The organism is Lysobacter sp. Root690, assembly GCF_001427785.1.
In the GTDB taxonomy this organism is placed as follows: domain Bacteria; phylum Pseudomonadota; class Gammaproteobacteria; order Xanthomonadales; family Xanthomonadaceae; genus Lysobacter.
The window spans coordinates 299,413-316,288 of record NZ_LMHM01000018.1 but is presented as its reverse complement, the minus strand read 5'-3'; the positions used below and the strand labels follow the sequence as shown (position 1 = coordinate 316,288).

At 66.9% G+C, this 16,876-nt stretch carries 12 protein-coding genes and 2 pseudogenes; 11 read left to right on the top strand and 3 right to left on the bottom strand.

What is annotated here, in order from left to right; translation table 11 throughout:
- Window positions 1–220: 220 nt before the first annotated feature.
- From ASD86_RS24490 to ASD86_RS24480, 3 genes are all read left to right on the top strand, one after another.
- Window positions 221–652 carry an OsmC family protein gene (locus ASD86_RS24490; RefSeq protein WP_036110342.1) on the top strand — a complete coding sequence of 144 codons (432 nt, stop codon included), beginning with the start codon at window positions 221–223 and terminating at the stop codon, window positions 650–652.
- Window positions 653–816: 164 nt separating this feature from the next.
- Window positions 817–1,530: an alpha/beta fold hydrolase gene (locus ASD86_RS24485; RefSeq protein WP_056116974.1), complete on the top strand. Its 714-nt coding sequence runs from the start codon at window positions 817–819 to the stop codon at window positions 1,528–1,530.
- Between the two features lie 102 nt (window positions 1,531–1,632).
- Window positions 1,633–2,331 (top strand): glycine zipper 2TM domain-containing protein, encoded by a 699-nt coding sequence (locus tag ASD86_RS24480; protein ID WP_056116973.1) that lies wholly within the window; start codon window positions 1,633–1,635, stop codon window positions 2,329–2,331.
- A 340-nt stretch (window positions 2,332–2,671) separates the two neighbouring features.
- Here ASD86_RS24480 and ASD86_RS24475 read toward each other — a convergent pair whose 3' ends face one another.
- Entirely contained in the window at window positions 2,672–3,373 is a 702-nt protein-coding gene (locus ASD86_RS24475) for a Crp/Fnr family transcriptional regulator (RefSeq protein ID WP_162253738.1), read from the bottom strand.
- A 149-nt stretch (window positions 3,374–3,522) separates the two neighbouring features.
- Here ASD86_RS24475 and ASD86_RS24470 point away from each other — a divergent pair, with 149 nt between their 5' ends.
- Together ASD86_RS24470 and ASD86_RS24465 are read left to right on the top strand one after the other, a co-directional pair.
- Window positions 3,523–4,305: a class II aldolase/adducin family protein gene (locus ASD86_RS24470; RefSeq protein ID WP_056116968.1), complete on the top strand. Its 783-nt coding sequence runs from the start codon at window positions 3,523–3,525 to the stop codon at window positions 4,303–4,305.
- 90 nt (window positions 4,306–4,395) lie between these two features.
- Window positions 4,396–5,283 carry a bile acid:sodium symporter family protein gene (locus ASD86_RS24465; protein ID WP_056116966.1) on the top strand — a complete coding sequence of 296 codons (888 nt, stop codon included), beginning with the start codon at window positions 4,396–4,398 and terminating at the stop codon, window positions 5,281–5,283.
- A 195-nt stretch (window positions 5,284–5,478) separates the two neighbouring features.
- On the opposite strand, the gene ASD86_RS24460 is transcribed toward ASD86_RS24465, so the two are convergent.
- Window positions 5,479–6,360: a PhzF family phenazine biosynthesis protein gene (locus ASD86_RS24460; protein WP_056116965.1), complete on the bottom strand. Its 882-nt coding sequence runs from the start codon at window positions 6,358–6,360 to the stop codon at window positions 5,479–5,481.
- A 368-nt stretch (window positions 6,361–6,728) separates the two neighbouring features.
- Between ASD86_RS24460 and ASD86_RS24455 the strand changes: the two genes are divergently transcribed.
- From ASD86_RS24455 to ASD86_RS24440, 5 genes and pseudogenes are all read left to right on the top strand, one after another.
- A complete protein-coding gene (locus ASD86_RS24455) occupies window positions 6,729–9,326 on the top strand; it encodes a bifunctional aspartate kinase/diaminopimelate decarboxylase (RefSeq protein WP_235567893.1) in 2,598 nt (865 codons plus the stop codon).
- Between the two features lie 67 nt (window positions 9,327–9,393).
- Window positions 9,394–9,771: pseudogene (locus tag ASD86_RS28330) on the top strand (endonuclease domain-containing protein); the annotation flags it as partial.
- Between the two features lie 144 nt (window positions 9,772–9,915).
- Window positions 9,916–10,875, top strand: a pseudogene (locus tag ASD86_RS28325) (endonuclease domain-containing protein); the annotation flags it as partial.
- Window positions 10,856–12,247: a UDP-N-acetylmuramoyl-L-alanine--D-glutamate ligase gene (gene murD, locus ASD86_RS24445; protein ID WP_056116959.1), complete on the top strand. Its 1,392-nt coding sequence runs from the start codon at window positions 10,856–10,858 to the stop codon at window positions 12,245–12,247. The pseudogene ASD86_RS28325 and the gene murD, both read left to right, overlap by 20 nt.
- A gap of 170 nt (window positions 12,248–12,417) precedes the next feature.
- Window positions 12,418–13,218, top strand: a complete 801-nt coding sequence (locus tag ASD86_RS24440) for a dienelactone hydrolase family protein (RefSeq protein WP_056116957.1) — start codon at window positions 12,418–12,420, stop codon at window positions 13,216–13,218.
- Window positions 13,219–13,899: 681 nt separating this feature from the next.
- On the opposite strand, the gene ASD86_RS24435 is transcribed toward ASD86_RS24440, so the two are convergent.
- A complete protein-coding gene (locus ASD86_RS24435; RefSeq protein WP_056116955.1) occupies window positions 13,900–14,898 on the bottom strand; it encodes a polyprenyl synthetase family protein in 999 nt (332 codons plus the stop codon).
- Between the two features lie 1,111 nt (window positions 14,899–16,009).
- Here ASD86_RS24435 and ASD86_RS24430 point away from each other — a divergent pair.
- Window positions 16,010–16,876: DUF11 domain-containing protein (locus ASD86_RS24430; RefSeq protein ID WP_200957308.1), on the top strand; the 867-nt coding region annotated here is incomplete at its 3' end.

Sequence of the window (16,876 nt, the reverse complement as noted above, 5' to 3'; positions counted from 1 at the left end):
CACTGCTTGGCGGTTGCGCGTGTTGCGTTGCGGCATGGAGCGAGGAACGAGTTCGCAGGAGTGAGAAACGAGTAGGGCTGGCGAGGAGTGAGTTCGCAGAAGTGAGAAACGAGTGGGCGGCGCTCGTGCTCTTACTCACTCCTCACTCCTCTGCACTCGTTCCTGGCTCTTAACGCTCACCCCGCTACCCTGTGCGCTCCTCATCAGCCGGAGCTACACCATGGGTATCTCGCGTCATGCCACCGCACACTGGGAAGGCGATCTCAAGAGCGGGCAGGGCAAGCTGAGCACGCCGCAGAGCGGTCTGCTCGACAACACCCGTTACGGTTTCAACAGCCGCTTCGGCGATGAGAAGGGCACCAATCCCGAAGAACTGATCGCCGCGGCCCACGCAGGCTGTTTCACCATGGCCTTGTCGGCCAAGCTCAGCGAAGCCGGGCATCCGCCGGCCAAGCTCGATACCCGCGCCGAGGTCGACCTGTCGATGGAAGGCGGTCCGACCCTGTCGCAGATCCGGCTCAAAGTGACCGCCGAAGTGCCCGGGATCGATGCGGCCAAGTTCCAGGCGATCGCCGAGGATGCCAAGGCCAATTGCCCGGTGTCGAAGGCGCTCAGCGCGGTGCCGATCAGCCTGGAGGCCAAGTTGGCCTGATGGGTACAAGTTGGCAGTACGGTCTTTCGTGACTGCCGCGCTCGACACTTGAAACCACGCGGTCGCGGCTTGCGCCGCTCCTACAGGTAGGCCATATCGGTTTGCCCCTGTAGGAGCCGCGCGAGCCGCGACCGCGCCACTTCACTCACGACGAAATCCCGGCCGTGCACGATCTTTCCGCCCACCCGCGCGGCAACGCTCCGATCCGCCACGCCCTGCTGATCCACGGCGCCGGCGCCGGCGGCTGGGAATGGAACCTGTGGCGCGAGGTCCTGCACGCGCGCGGCTTCATCACCGTCGCGCCGGACCTGCAACCCGCGTCCGGCGGTCTGGCCGCGACCTCGCTGGACGATTACCGCGATCAGGTCCGCGCGGCGCTGGCCGGCTTGCCGCGCCCGTGCGCCCTGATCGGCGCCAGCCTCGGCGGCCTGCTGGCGATGCTGTGCGCGGATCGCGCCGACGCGCTGGTGCTGATCAACCCCTTGCCGCGGGCGCCGTGGGCGTCGCAGCTGCCGCCGCGCGAATGGCCCGAACTCGTGCCCTGGCGCCGCGACGCGCGCCTGGCCTCGACTCGGCGCGCCATGCCCGACGCCGACGAAGCCGCGGCCCTGTATGCGCTGCGCCGCTGGCGCGACGAATCCGGCCGGGTCCTGCGCCAAGCTTATGCCGGGATCGAGACGCCCGCGCCGGCCGGACCGGTGTTGTGCCTCGCGTCCGAGCGCGACCAGGATGTCGCTGCGCGAACCACCGCACAGTTCGCTCACGCGCTGGGTGCGACCTTGTGGCGGTACCCGCACGCCAGTCACGTCGGTCCGCTGCTCGGCCGCGACGCCGCCGGCACCGCCGTGGCGGTCGCCGACTGGCTGTCGGCGAGGTAAACGCCGCGCGCCCGCGCGGGGCCGGGCCGGCCGCATTCAGCCCGGGTTGACCGCCGCGGCCCGACGATCCGCATCGCGCCATCCCGGCGTCTGGAGTCCATGATGAATCGCTCGCTCGTCACCGTCCTGGGCCTGGCGCTGACCGCCGCCACCGGCATCGCTTCGGCGCAGTCGTACGGCTACCCGCAGAACAACTACCCGCAGAACACGTATCCGCAGGCCAGCGGCAACGCCGGCTACAGTTCGCAGATCGATTTCGCCCGGGTCATCCGGGTCGATCCGGTGTTCGACGAATACCGCGCCCAGCCGGCCAGCACCGGCCCGCGCTGCTACGAGCGTCCGGCCTATGTGCAGGGCGACAGCTATTACGGCGACGACAACCGCAACAGCGATTCCTATTACGACCCCAACGGCGGCGAGCGCCGCAGCACCGGCACCGAAGGCGGCCGCATGGCCGCGACCGTGGTCGGCGGCATCGTGGGCGCGGTGCTCGGCAGCAAGGTCGGCGGCGGCAGCGCGCGCTACGCCACCTCGGCGATCGGTTCGATGGTCGGCGGCATGGCCGGCAAGAGCATCTACGAACAGAACAAGCGCAGCCAGCAGCCGCCGCGCAGCGGCATGGTGCGGGTCTGCGATCCGGTCCAGGACAACGGCAACTATTACCCGACCGGCAACAACGGCGAGCGCTCTGTCAGCGGTTACGACGTGACGTACGAATACGCCGGCAAGACTTATCGCACCCGCACCGATCACAACCCCGGCGATCGTATTCGGGTGCGCGTGGATGTGCGGCCGGATTGATTGATTCGGTTGGGCTGCGGGGCGCGGTCCGCACGTCGCTACACAGGTAGAACGTAGACACCAAGCACGGTTGATCCGGTTGGTGTCTGTTTCGTTGTTGCTGGCGACGTGACTGTGATGTCGCGGTCGCGGCTTGCGCCGCTCCTACATGGGCGGTCGCAGCTACGTTTCTCACTGTAGGAGCGGCGCGAGCCGCGACCGCGTCACTGCGCTTTGCGTGGTGATCGCGAGGTCATGACGCTTCGTGGGACGACGAGGTCCCAGCGTTCTTCATTGCACGTTGCTTGTTTGAGCGATACGCGCCGCGTGCGCCGCATACGATGAAGACAAGCCCAGCGGTTCAGGGCTCGGGCAAACCCGACGCACGCGCCACCATCCGCGTCAGCGCCGCCTCGTCGCGCAACACCACATGCCGATAACGCAGGCTGATCCAACCCTGCTGTTCCCAGGCCTTGAGCTCCTTGCTCACGCTTTGCCGGGTCGCGCCGAGCATGCTCGCCAGATCGTCCTGCGGCAGCGCCAGATCGATCAAGCGGCCGTCGGCTTCATCGACACCGTAGACCTGCGCCAGTTGCAGCAGACGCTTGCCGAGTCGCGCCGCCAATGGCAGGGTCAACGCGTCCTCGACGTAATCGAGCACCGTGCGCAGCTTGCGGCACAGCAGGCGGGTGAAGCCGCGATACAGCTCGGGGTGTTGGTCGAGCAGGGCGAGAAAACGCAGGCGCGGCAGCAGCAGGATTTCGCTGTCGCCGATCGCGTGCGCATCCTGCGGGCGCGGTTCGCCGTCGAACATCGACACCTCGCCGAACCAACTGCCCGGTTCGAACAGCACGAACAACACCTCGCGCCCGTTCGGAGTCGGCACGCTCAGGCGGATGCGGCCGCGGACCACGCCGTACAGGCCCTCGGCAGCATCGCCGCGCGCGTACAGCCGTTCGCCGTCGCGCAGGCGCCGACGCAGCGACATCGCCTGCAGGTGGGCGACCAGTTCCGGCGACAGATCGCGCAGCCACGGATCGGCGCTCAGCGCGGGGTCGGTCATGTCGGCGTGGCGAGCGGGCGCGGGGCGATCCTGCATGGCGGCCTGTGCGGATGATTCGATTACAGCGAGGGGTTCGACTGTCGGCAAGCCGACGGTCGGCGCCGGAGCGCGGGGCTATTGTGCCCGTTGGACCGCGAAGGGGAACGACCATGCAGACGAGCAATCACGACGGCGATGCGCACGCGGCCACGGACGAGGCCGAATGGGCGCTGCGGGTCGACCTGGCCGCGGCCTACCGGCTGGTCGCGCTGTTCGGTTGGGATGATCTCGTATTCACCCATCTGACCGCGCGCATTCCCGGGCCCGAGCATCGTTTCCTGATCAATCGCTACGGCATGGGCTTCGACGAAATCACCGCGTCGTCGCTGGTCAAGATCGGCCTCGACGGCCTGCCGGTGGATGAAGCGCGCAGTGATCAGCCGATCCCGGTCAACCCGGCCGGTTTCGTGATTCACAGCGCGGTACACGCCGCGCGCGACGACGCCTTGTGCGTGATGCACACCCATTCGCTCAACGGCATCGCGGTGTCGGCGCAGCGCGACGGGGTATTGCCGATCTCGCAGCAGTCGCTGTTCGTGCTGGCCGCGTTGGGCTATCACGATTACGAAGGCGTGGCGCTCAACGACGAGGAAAAGCCGCGGCTGGTGCGCGATCTGGGACGCAATACCTTCCTGATGCTGCGCAACCATGGCCTGCTGACGGTCGGCGCGAGCGTCGCCGATGCGTTCCTGGCGATGTACATCTTCGAGGCCGCATGCGCGATCCAGGTGCGGGCGATGGCCGGCGGGGGCGACTTGTTGCGTATTCCCGCGCCGATCCTCGTCGGCATCCAGGCCCAGGCCGCGCAGGTTACGCGCGGGCTCGGCGGCGCGCTGGCGTGGCCGTCGCTGTTGCGGCGATTGCAGCGGCACAATCCGGGCTACGATCGCTGAGTCAGCTTCGCGCGATGGCAGCTTCGCGCATCAGTGTTCCAGCCGCCGGCATCGCGCCGGCTCGTATACCCCGTGGTCAGGAGATCCTTCGTGCAGGACAGCCTGTTGCTCAAGATCGGTCTGCCGATCGCCATCGCCATCATCATGTGCGGCATCGGCCTGACCCTGAGCGGCGCGGACTTCCGCCGCATCGGCCAGCATCCCAAGCCGGTCATGGTCGGCCTGATCGGCCACTACCTGCTGCTGCCGCTGCTCGGTTTCGCGGTGGCGTGGCTGTTTCCGAATTCGCTGGAATTCGCCGTCGGCTTCGTGCTGGTCGCGGCCTGTCCGAGCGGCAGCAGCTCCAATGCACTGACTTTTCTCGCCCGCGGCAACGTCGCGCTGGCGGTGACCTTGACGGTGATCAGCGCGCTGGTGACGTTCATCAGCGTGCCGTTGCTGGTCAATCTGGCCTTGGACTGGTTCGGCGGCGAAACCCGCCAGATCCGCTTGCCGGTGGGCCAGACGGTGATGCACCTGGCCGCGTTGGTGCTGGTGCCGGTATTGCTCGGCATGGGCTTGCGGCGTTTCGCGCCAGCGCTGGCGCAACGCATCGAGCCATGGGTCAGCCGCTTCGCCTTGTTGCTGCTGTTGTTGCTGATCGTCGCGATCAGCGTCACCCAGCACGATCTGTTGCTGCGTACTCTCCCCGAACTGGGCCCGGCGGCGTTGCTGATGTGCAGCGCGGCGATCGGTGGCGGCTTCGCGCTGGCGCGGGTCAGCGGGCTGGACTTGCGCGATTCGATCACCGTCGGGATGGAAGTCGGCGTGCAGAACAGCACCCTGGCGATCGTGATCGCGCTGACCTTGTTGAACTCGCCGCAGGTCGCTGTGCCGGCGGCGATGTACGGCTTGCTGATGTATCTGCCGGCGTTCGCGGTGGTGGTGCTGGGGCGGCGCGCGGTGGCGCGGGAACAGGCGCGCGCGGCGGCGGTTTGACGGTTGTTACAGAGACTCGCGGATTTGAGATGAGTGGTACTTAGCCTGCGTGCGCCCTCATCCGGCCCTTCGGGCCACCTTCTCCCGCGAGCGGGAGAAGGATTTTCCGCAGCTTGCTCATGATCGTGATAAATCCCTGCTCAAAAGCCCCTCTTCCGCTTGCGGGAGAGGGGTTGGGGTGAGGGCCGCGCAGGCTCAACGCCAATCGATCGACCCACGCACCACATTGCTGACCCGACCACCCGACCAGACCTCGCCGTCGCCATCCACGCGCAACTCCAGGCGCGCGTCAAAGCCGACTTCGCGACCTTGGCTGACGGTATAGCGCCCGTCGCGACCGGGCAGGGCGCCATTGTGGTTGAGCCACGCGGCCAGGGTGGCGTTGGCCGCGCCGGAGGCGGCGTCCTCGAACTGCGCCGGGGCGCCGACGAAGGCGCGCACGACCAGGTCGTAGTCCTGGCCGGCATCGGCGCGCGCGAACGCGCACAGGCCCATGCTCTCGGTGCTTTCGGCCAGCGCGCCGATCGCGGCCCAGTCGGGGCTGGCGGCGCGCAGCGCGGCTTCGTCGCGCAGTTCGGCCAACCACCAGCGGCGGCCGCCGTCCATCAGCGCAGGCGGCAATGCGCCCAAGGACAGATTGCGCAAAGTGTCGGCGAGGCGCGGATCGGTCGCACTGGCGGTTTCGACCACCCGCGCGCGTGGCGTGCGCACCGCGATCGTGCGCGACTCGCCTTCGCCGGTCACCGACAGCGGCAGCAGCCCGGCGACGCCTTCCTGCACCAGCACGCCGTCGACCGGCGTCGCCAGCCCGGCCTCGAGCACCACGCAGGCGGTGCCGACGCTGGGATGGCCGGCGAACGGCACCTCGCGGCGCGGGCTGAACATGCGGATGCGGTAACTGGCGCCGGCCTGGCTCGGCGGAAACACGAAGGTGGTTTCGGGCAGGCGGGTCCAGCGGGCGATGGCCTGCATGGCGGCGTCGTCGAGGCCGTCGGCGTCGAGGACCACGGCCAGCGGATTGCCGGCGCCGGGCCGGTCGGCGAACACGTCCAGTTGCAGATAGCGGCGTTGCGTCATTCGGGTGGGCTTCCGAGAGGCCCGTGCAGGTGGCGGTACAAGGGCGTGACCATGAGAGAGGAAAGAGCAGCAGAGCAGTGAGAAACGTCAGATAGAGCGGATGAAAAAGGCCGGCCGGGCAAGCCGCCGAAGCGAGCCGCCGAAACAAGCAGCCCGGCCACCCCGTTCGGGACCCGGCCGCTTCGACTAGAATCGTCGCCTCATGCCCGGACCCCGGGCGCGCGCGATGGCAAGCACGCGATTCTAGGCGCGCAGGACCGGCAAGTGTGCAACCCCGCGGCCCCGCATCGATGCGGCGCGCGGGCCGATCGACCTGTCCCGGCCTTCGCCGGGGCTTGAAACCCGTAACGACAACCGAGGAAGACGTGGTGGCGCAAGCGACAGGCTGGGTGGTGCTCAAGTTCGGTGGTACTTCGGTATCCCGCCGCAACCGTTGGGACACGATCGGACGCCTGGCTTCGAAACGCCTGAAAGACGACGGCCGGCGCGTGCTGGTGGTGGTCTCGGCGTTGTCGGGCGTGACCAACGAACTGCAGGCGATCGCGTATGCCGCGCCCGGCCAGGACGACGGCATCGCCGCGCGTTTCGCCGGGCTGGTCGAGCGTCATCGCACGTTCTGCGCCGAACTCGATCTCGACCCGGATACGGTGCTCGGCGAACGCCTGGCGAAACTGATTGCGTTGGAAACCGATCCGCGCGCGGCGAACCGCGCATTGGATTGGCAGGCCGAGGTGCTGGGGCAGGGCGAGTTGCTGTCGTCCACCTTGGGCGCGGCCTACCTGCGTTCGCAGGGGCTCGACTTCGGATGGTGCGATGCGCGCGACTGGCTCGACGCGGTGTCGCTGCCGAACGCGACCGAATGGGCGCAGCGGTTGTCGGTGAATTGCCGGCACCAGGCCGAAGCGGGTTTCGCCGAACGTTTCGACGCGCAGCCGACCGCGATGCTGATCACCCAGGGCTTCATCGCCCGCCATGGCGACGGCGGCACTGCGATTCTCGGACGTGGTGGCTCCGACACCTCGGCCGCGTACTTCGGTGCGCTGCTGAAAGCGCAGCGGGTGGAAATCTGGACCGACGTGCCCGGCATGTTCAGCGCCAATCCGCGCGAAGTGCCCGACGCGCGGCTGCTGGCCCGACTGGATTACGCCGAAGCCCAGGAAATCGCTACCACCGGTGCCAAGGTGCTGCATCCGCGTTCGATCGCGCCGTGCCGGGACGCCGGCGTGCCGATGGCGATCCTCGACACCGAACGCTTCGATCTGCCCGGCACCCGCATCGACGCCAGCGCGGCGACCGTGCCCGGGGTCAAGGCGATCAGTCGGCGTAACGGCATCGTGCTGGTGTCGATGGAAAGCATCGGCATGTGGCAGCAGGTCGGCTTCCTGGCCGACGTGTTCGAGCGGTTCAAGCGGCATGGCTTGTCGATCGACTTGATCGGTTCGTCGGAAACCAACGTAACGGTGTCGCTGGACCCGAGCGAGAATTTGGTCAACAGCAACGTGCTCGAAGCGCTGTCGGCCGACCTGGCCGAGGTGTGCCGGGTCAAGGTGATCGCGCCGTGCGCGGCGATCACCCTGGTCGGCCGCGGCATGCGTTCGCTGCTGCATCGCCTGTCCGATATCTGGGCCGCGTTCGGGCGCGAGCGCGTGCACCTGATTTCGCAGTCATCCAACGACCTCAACCTGACCTTCGTGATCGACGAAGCCGATGCCGACGGGCTGTTGCCGCATCTGCATCACGAACTGATCCGCGGCGGCGCCATGCCGGTGCGCGACGACAGCGTGTTCGGCCCGAGCTGGCGCGAGATCGCGCACGGCAAGCCGCAGCGCGCGCCGGCGTGGTGGCAGGGCCGGCGCGAACGGCTGCTGGCGATGGCCGATGCCGGCACCCCGCGCTACGTCTACGATCTGGCCACCGTGCGCGAACGCGCACGCTCGCTGATCGGCACCGAGGCGGTCGACCGTTGCTTCTACGCAATGAAGGCCAATTCGCATCCGGCCGTGCTCAAGACCATTGTCGGCGAAGGTTTCGGCCTGGAGTGCGTGTCGCTGGCCGAGATCGAGCGCGTATTCGCCGCGATCCCGCACATGGCGCCCGAACGGGTGTTGTTCACCCCGAGCTTCGCGCCGCGGCGCGAGTACGAAGCCGCGTTCAAGCGCGGCGTGATCGTCACCCTCGACAACATCGAAGCGCTGCAACGCTGGCCGGAATTGTTCCGCGGTCGCACCCTGTGGCTGCGCCTGGACCTCGGTCACGGCGAAGGCCATCACGAGAAAGTCCGCACCGGCGGCGTCGCGGCCAAGTTCGGCCTGCCGCTGTCGCGTTTCGACGCCTTCATCGAGGAGGCGCGCAAGCTCAACATCCGCATCAGCGGCCTGCACGCGCACCTGGGCAGCGGCATCGACGATCCGCAGCACTGGCGCGGCGTCTACGCCAGCCTGGCCGGATTGGCCGACAGCGTCGGCACGATCGAGACCATCGACATCGGCGGCGGTTTGCCGATCGCCTACACGCCGGAAGCGCCGCTGTTCGATCTCGCGCAGTGGCGCGCCGGTCTGGATGAAATCAAGGCCGCGTATCCGCGTTATGGGCTGATCATCGAACCCGGCCGTTACCTCGTGGCCGAAAGCGGCGTGCTGCTGCTCGCGGTGACCCAGGTGATCGAAAAGGACGGCGTGCGCCGGATCGGTTGCGATGCCGGCATGAACGCGTTGATGCGTCCTGCGATGTACGAGGCCTACCACGGCATCCATAACCTGAGCCGCTTCGACGACAGCGCGGTCGCCGCGTTCGACGTGGTCGGCCCGGTGTGCGAAAGCAGCGACGTCCTCGGCCGCGGCCGACCGATGCCGATCGCGACCGAGGAAGGCGACGTCATCCTCGTCGCCGACACCGGCGCCTATGGCATGGCCATGGCCAATACCTACAACCTGCGCGCGCTGCCGGCCGAGGAGGTGATCGAATGAGATCGACCGCATCCACGACCGCATCCAAACCCTGCGCGCGCCTTGTTCTGATTTCGGGAAAACGCTTGTGAGTGCCCAATTCCAACGCGACGCGGTTCGCGCCTTCCGTTTCGTCCGCTGTCAGCTCGACGCCGCCACCGGCGTCGCCGAACTGGTGTATGCCTTCGACGACGGTCCGGAGCTGATCGAGACCATCACCATCCCGGGCGCGCCGTTCGTGCTCGACGGCGCGCGCGAACACGCGGTGCAGCAGGCGTTGCGTCTGCTGCACCTGATCGCCGGCGTGAGCTATTACAAGGCGGCCGTGCCCGAAGAGATCCGCATCGATGCGTATGCGATCGATGCCGATGCGGCGACGTTGCTGGAGTTGATCTATGTCAACGGGCTCGGCGAATTCGCGTATCGCAATGGGTTGAATCTGCATGGGAAGATCAAGTTTCCCGTGGGGGTGCCCTCACCCCAGCCCTCTCCCGCAGGCGGGAGAGGGAGCGATGGTGGGGATGCGTCTGCACTCGATGGTCCGGCCCATGCCTCTGCTCTTGATGTTCTCCCTCTCCCGCCTGCGGGAGAGGGTCGGGGTGAGGGCCACGCCCCCGCGCTCAGCCTGCGCGAACACGCCCTGGTCGCGATCGGCGGCGGCAAGGATTCGCTGGTCAGCATCGAAGCCCTGCGCGCGCTCGGCATCGAACAGACGGTCACCTGGATCGGCGGTTCGCAGCTGATCGCGGCCTGCGCCGCGCGCACCGAGCTGCCGACGCTCAACCTCGGCCGCGCGCTCGCGCCGCAGCTGTTCGAACTCAATCGCCAGGGCGCCTACAACGGGCATATCCCGGTCACGGTGGTGAACTCGGCGATCATGGTGCTGGCGGCGCTGTTGCACGGCGTCGATCAAGTCGTGTTCTCGAACGAACGCTCGGCCAGCTACGGCAGCCTGATCGAAGGCACCGGCGAGGTGAATCACCAGTGGTCGAAGGGCTGGGCCTGCGAACAGGCGTTCGGCGACTACGTGCAACGGCATGTCGCGGCCGACCTGCATTACTACTCGCTGCTGCGTCCGCTCAGCGAGTTGGCGGTGGCGCGGCAGTTCGCGCGCAGCGATCGCTACGACGCGCATTTCAGCAGTTGCAATCGCAATTTCCATATTCTGGGCGAGCGTCCGGCGAGTCGCTGGTGCGGGGTGTGTCCTAAATGCCACTTCGTGTTTCTGGCGCTGGCGCCGTTCATGACCAAGCCTCGCTTGGTCGGCATTTTCGGCCGCAACCTGCTCGACGATCCGGGCCAGACCGAGGGCTACGACGCGCTGCTCGAATACCGCAACCACAAGCCGTTCGAATGCGTCGGCGAAGGCCGCGAGTCGCGCGCGGCGATGGCGGCGCTGAGCGAGCGTCCGGAATGGCGCGAAGACGCCCTGGTCGAACGCTTCGCGCGCGAGATCCGCCCGCAACTGGGCGACGACGATCTGCGCATCGAGCCGCTGCTGACCCTGGACGACGAGCAGCGTCTGCCGCCGCGGCTGTGGGAGCGGTTGCGTGCGTATCTCGCAGCTTGACGGCCGCGCGGTCGCGCTGTGGGGCTGGGGCCGCGAAGGCCGCGCGGCCTATCACGCGATCCGCTCGCGCCTGCCCGAACTCGCGCTGACCCTGTTCTGTTCGCACGAGGAAGCCGCCGATGCGCGCGCGCTCGGCGACGCGCGGCTGGCGATCGAAACCGCGGCCACCGCCGAGCGGCTGGGCGCGTTCGAGATCATCGTCAAATCGCCGGGCATCAGTCCGTACCGCGCCGAGGCTTTGGCGGCGGTGGAGCAGGGCGCGCGTTTTCTCGGCGGCACCGCGCTGTGGTTCGGCGAGCATGGCGACGCGCGCACGGTCTGCGTGACCGGGACCAAGGGCAAGAGCACCACGACCTCGTTGCTGGCGCATCTGCTGCGCGCCGGCGGTCATCGCACCGCGTTGGCCGGCAACATCGGGCTGCCCTTGCTGGAAGTGCTGGACCCGCCGCGGCCGCCGGAATTCTGGGCGATCGAGTTGTCGAGCTACCAGACCGGCGACGTCGGTGCGAGCGGCGCGCGGCCGGAAGTCGCGGTCGCGCTGAACATCTATCCCGAACATCTCGACTGGCACGGCTCGCAGGCGCGCTATGTCGAAGACAAGCTGCGCCTGTTGACCGAAGGCAAGCCGCGCATCGCGGTGCTCAACGCCAACGATGCGCTGCTCGCGGGCTTGAAGTTGCCCGACAGCGAGATCCATTGGTTCGGCCATGCGGCCGGCTGGCATCTGCGCTGTGACGCGCTGTGGCGCGGCGATCGCGAGATCATGGATACCGCTTCCCTGCCGCTGCCCGGAAGGCACAATCGCGGCAATCTGTGCGCGGTGCTGACCGCGATCGAAGCGCTTGGCCTCGACGCGATACCGCTGGCGCCGCATGCCGCGAGTTTCAGGCCGTTGCCGAACCGGTTGCAGCCGCTCGGCACGCGTGACGGCATTGCTTACGTCAACGATTCGATCAGCACCACACCGCATGCGAGTTTGGCGGCGCTGGATTGCTATTCGGATCGACGCATCGCGCTGTTGGTCGGCGGCCACGACCGCGGTATCGACTGGCAGGCCTTCGCCGATGCGATGCGTCGGCGCGCGCCGGTCGCGATCGTGACCATGGGCGAGAACGGTCCGCGCATCCACGCCTTGCTCGCGCCGATCGCGGCGCAATCGGACTTGCACCTGAGCGCGGCCAAGGACCTCGCCGAGGCGATGGCGCAGGCGCGCGCGGCCCTGGGCGAGGCCGGTGGCACGGTGTTGTTGTCGCCGGGCGCGCCGAGTTTCGGCCCGTATCGCGATTACGTCGCGCGCGGCCGACATTTCGCCGAACTGGCCGGCTTCGATCCCGACGCGATCGTGGCCATCGACGGCCTGGGCATCGCCTGACCTTCCGCCGCGCGCGCAGCCGCCGCCGCGCGGACGGCGCCGCGTTTCTCCGCCCGCGCCGGTGCCCTGGCGACCGATCGCGCCGCCGTCGAATCGGTCCGCTCCCGCCCACGCATCCGTCACCCGGACGGGTTAGGCTGGCCGCCAATCGTCCACACCGGAATCCGACCATGCGCCGTCTCGCCGCTGCCCTGTCGCTAGTGCTGTGCACCTCGCCCGCGTTCGCGGCGATGCAGACCAAACCGGTCGAATGGAAGATCGGCGAGGAGACGTTCAGCGGCGTGCTGGTGTTCGACGACGTCAACGCGATCAAGCGTCCGGGCCTGGTGATGGTGCCGAACTGGATGGGCGTCACCGACAACGCGATCCGCCACGCCAAGGACATCGCCGGCGACGATTACGTCGTGCTGGTCGCCGACGTCTACGGCAAGAACGTGCGGCCCAAGAACAAGGACGAAGCCAAGGCGGCGGTCGGCAAGGCCTACGCCGACGGCGGCGCGACCTTGCGCAAGCGGGTGAGCGAGGCGGTCGCGGTGTTGCAGGCGCAGGACAAGACCGCGCCGTTGAACGCATCGAAAATCGGCGCGCTGGGTTTCTGCTTCGGCGGCTCGACCGTGCTGGAACTGGCGCGCACCGGCGCCAACCTGGCTGGCGTGGTGAGCTTCCATGGCGGACTCAAGGCGCATCTGCCGAGCAACGGCGTCAAGGTCAACACCTCGGTGCTGGTGCTCAACGGCGCCGCCGACAAGTCGGTGCCCAACGAGGACATCGTCGCGTTTGAAAAGGAAATGGACGAGGCCGGCGCGGATTGGCAACTGGTCAACTACAGCGGCGCGCGGCATTGCTTCGCCGAAATCGAGAACGCCAACAATCCGCCCGAGGATAACTGCCGTTACGACGAGCGTGCGTCGAAGCGTTCGTTCGCGGCGATGCGGGGGTTCTTTGCTGAGCGCTTTGGCAAAAAGGATTGATCGGGATTCGATGATCGAAGGCCGAGGTTCGAAGCTCGAGACGTAAAAGCTTTGTTTCAAATGCTCGACGAACTTGCGGGCGGTCCAATCTGCTACGGATCTTTCAGGCCGTCATTCCCGCGAACGCTGGAATGACGGCAGCGTTCGCATTGAGGTCGAACGTTGAAGGTCGATGGTCGAAGTTGATGGTTGAAAGCGCGAGTTTTACCAGCGCTCAAGCGAGCTTTCAGGCTGACCAATTTGATCGCGAATCTACAAGGTCGTCATTCCCGCGAACGCGGGAATCCAGTGACTTTCGCGCGAGACACTTCCAGAACGTCATCCCCGCGAAGGCGGGGATCCAGGGCTCTCCGTGCGAGAACGCTTGAAGTCACTGGATTCCCGCCTTCGCGGGAATGACGGCTGGGAGTGTCGTGGGCCGTTGTTGTTTTGAAGGTTGTCTGAGGATTGAGGCAACAGTGGCTTTTGCACGTCGGTGGCTGTTTCAATAGTTCGTACAACGTACGAACCGCAAGCTGATCGCGGCATTACCCGGCACAAACAAGAACGGCGATCTCAGGGTCGCCGTCGCAAACACGATCGAGGGATGCGCACCGCGGTACCTTGCCGCCGCTACCGAATCAAGCACACGGCAGCGCACCCGATCTCAGGCAAAACAAGCGCGCCGCGGCGCGCCCGTCCTCAGTGATCCCGACTCACCGCATACCGCGCCAACCCACGTAGCGCGGCGGTGTAATCGTTGTCTTCCAGCCCTTCCAGCGCCGCGTCGGCCGCGTCGGCGTAGTCTTCGGCGCGCTTGCGGCTGTAGTCCAGGCCGCCGGTGGCGCGGATCGCGGCGAGCACTTCGGGCATGGCGTCGGTGTCGCCGTGTTCGACCGCGGCGCGCAGGCGCGCGCGGGTGGCGTCGTCGCTGTGAGCGATGGCATGGATCAACGGCAGGGTGGCCTTGCCTTCGGCGAGGTCGTCGCCGAGGTTCTTGCCCAGGGTCTGCGCGTCGGAGGCGTAGTCGAGCACGTCGTCGGCGATCTGGAACGCGTAGCCCAGGGCCATGCCGTAGTCGTGCAGGCGCTGCTGCACGCGCGCGTCGGCGCCGGCCAGGACCGCGCCCAGCCGGGTCGCGGCGGCGAACAGCACCGCGGTCTTGCGCTCGATCACGCGCAGGTAGGCGGCTTCGTCGGTGTCGGGGTTGCGCACGTGCAGCAACTGCAGCACCTCGCCCTCGGCGATGGCGTTGGTGGTGTCGGCGAGGATCTTCATCACTTCCAGGCGGTCGAGTTCGACCATCAACTGGAAGCTGCGCGAGTACAAAAAGTCGCCGACCAGCACGCTGGCGGCGTTGCCCCAGACCGCGTTGGCGGTCTTGCGGCCGCGGCGCAGGTCGGACTCGTCGACCACGTCGTCGTGCAGCAAGGTGGCGGTGTGGATGAACTCGACCACGGCGGCGAGCTGGTGCGCGTCCGGCCCGCGGTGATTCAGCGCGCCGGCCGCCAACAGCAGCAGCATCGGCCGCAGGCGCTTGCCGCCGGCGCCGACGATGTACTCGGCGACCTGATTGATCAGCACCACGTCCGAGGCCAGCCGGCGCCGGATCAGGGCGTCGACGGCCGCCATGTCGTTGTGGGCCAGGGCCTGGATGCTCGCCAGATCGGGGACGGACAGGGACGTAGCGCTGGAGGACATGAGGCGGCCGGGTCGTGGGGACAGGAATTATAGGGCTTGTGTGGTTTGTGTCTCAGTCCGCACACAGGCGCTTGCTAACGAGACCCGGCACGCGCTTTTGACTGAAGAAGCTGAATTCAGAACGTCGTCGAATAACTCATAATTTGCAGCCTTTTTACGTCTAAACGTGAGGCTCATCTCGCTGTATTTTCACGCTTTATCTGCGTAACTGGCGCTAGTGTCTGACATCGAAAGTGGAAATAAGTTTGCCATCGGAACTGGATTGATGTGCCGCATCGCCGGGAGGCTCCAGCGGTCGGCGCCAAGTCGACAAACTGCCAAGATTTGTCAGTTTGGTGACCTCCAGGGGCAGGTTATTGCAGGCGGAATCTCGTTTTTGATGTGAACTGTGTTGAAATCACAATGTGATGGATGGCACACTATTTGCAGCCGTGTCCTATTAAGCAGTGCGTACTGCGTATTGCGATAGGGGTTCCACAGAGGATCTGTTGCATCTGAACGCTGCGCTTAGTCGTAGTGGGGCGTGTAACAGGGGTGGAAAAAAGGGGGGCACGTTATGACGTGTCAGGGGTTAAGACTCGGTATCCATGGGGATGTCGCTGTTCCTGCCGCCGTATCGGCGGACTCTGTCTGCGTGTCGCGTGGCCGTCGAATGGTGGCCGGGGGCGAGCAGTTCCTACCTGGTAGTCGATGTGAATCGCCAAGCCATTCCGGCGCTGGCGCATGGGGCGAACTGCCCTTGCGCGTGGCAGACGGATAGCCGAAGGCGGTTCCGAGACGAGCGTCCGCATCCCAGGACGCTCGTTTTGTGTGGATTTGTTGCGTGTCGCGAGCCGTATGCGAAACGCATGGAAGCCAGGCATCAAGCACTCGCCGTACCCGCACGAACTCGCAATACAAGGCATTGCCAGCAGTAAGCACGTCGACCAGCCGCTTGGCGCCGACGACACCTCACCGCACCGGTGACTGTCGCCGTCGTTCCCGGCGCTTACCGAACTCCTGTTTGGGCTACCGCATGAATATCGTCACTACCCGCACCCCGGCCAGCCAGTCGCCAGCTCGTCGCGACTCCCATGCTGGATCCCGAATCGCTCGAACCGGGGCGCGTGTATTGCTTGCCGCCGTGATGGCGCTGGCGGCCTTGCCGGCCATGGCGCAGTTCGCCAATCCCTTGCGCAACACCGCGACGATCACGCCGCCGACGAACGTGACCAACGTCGACACGGCCTGTACCGCCGGCGGCGGCACCTTTAATGCGACCACTGGCGCTTGCTCGGCGACGGACTCGAACACGCTGGCGGCGGTGTCGGACCTGAGCGTCACCAAGACGGTGTCGAACCCGACGCCGACGGTGGGCACCAACGTCACCTTCACCGTGACCGTCGCCAACGCCGGCCCGTCCGCGGCGGTCGGCACCAACGTGACCGACCAGCTGCCGGCCGGTTACACCTTCGTCTCGGCCACGCCGAGCGTGGGCACCTACAACGCCGGCACCGGCGTGTGGGCCGTGGGCACCCTGGCCTCGGGCGCGAACGCGACCTTGCAGATCGTCGCGACTGTGCTGCCGACCGGCCCGTACGCGAACACCGCGACCGCGACCTCCAGTTCGACCGACCCGACCCCGGGCAACAACACCGCGACCAGCACCCCGGTGCCGGTGGCGTCGGCCGATCTGGCCGTGACCAAGACCGCATCGAGCGCGACCCCGACCGTCGGGACCAACATCACCTTCACCGTGACCGTCAGCAATAACGGTCCCTCGGCCGCGGCCGGCGTCAACGTCAACGATCAACTGCCGGCCGGTTACACCTTCGTTTCGGCCACGCCGAGCGTGGGCACCTATAACGCCGGCACCGGCGTGTGGGCGGTGGGCGGTCTGGCTTCGGGCGCGAATGCGACCTTGCAGATCGTCGCGACCGTCCGCGCTACTGGCCCGTACGCGAACACCGCAACCGCGACCTCGACCACCAACGATCCC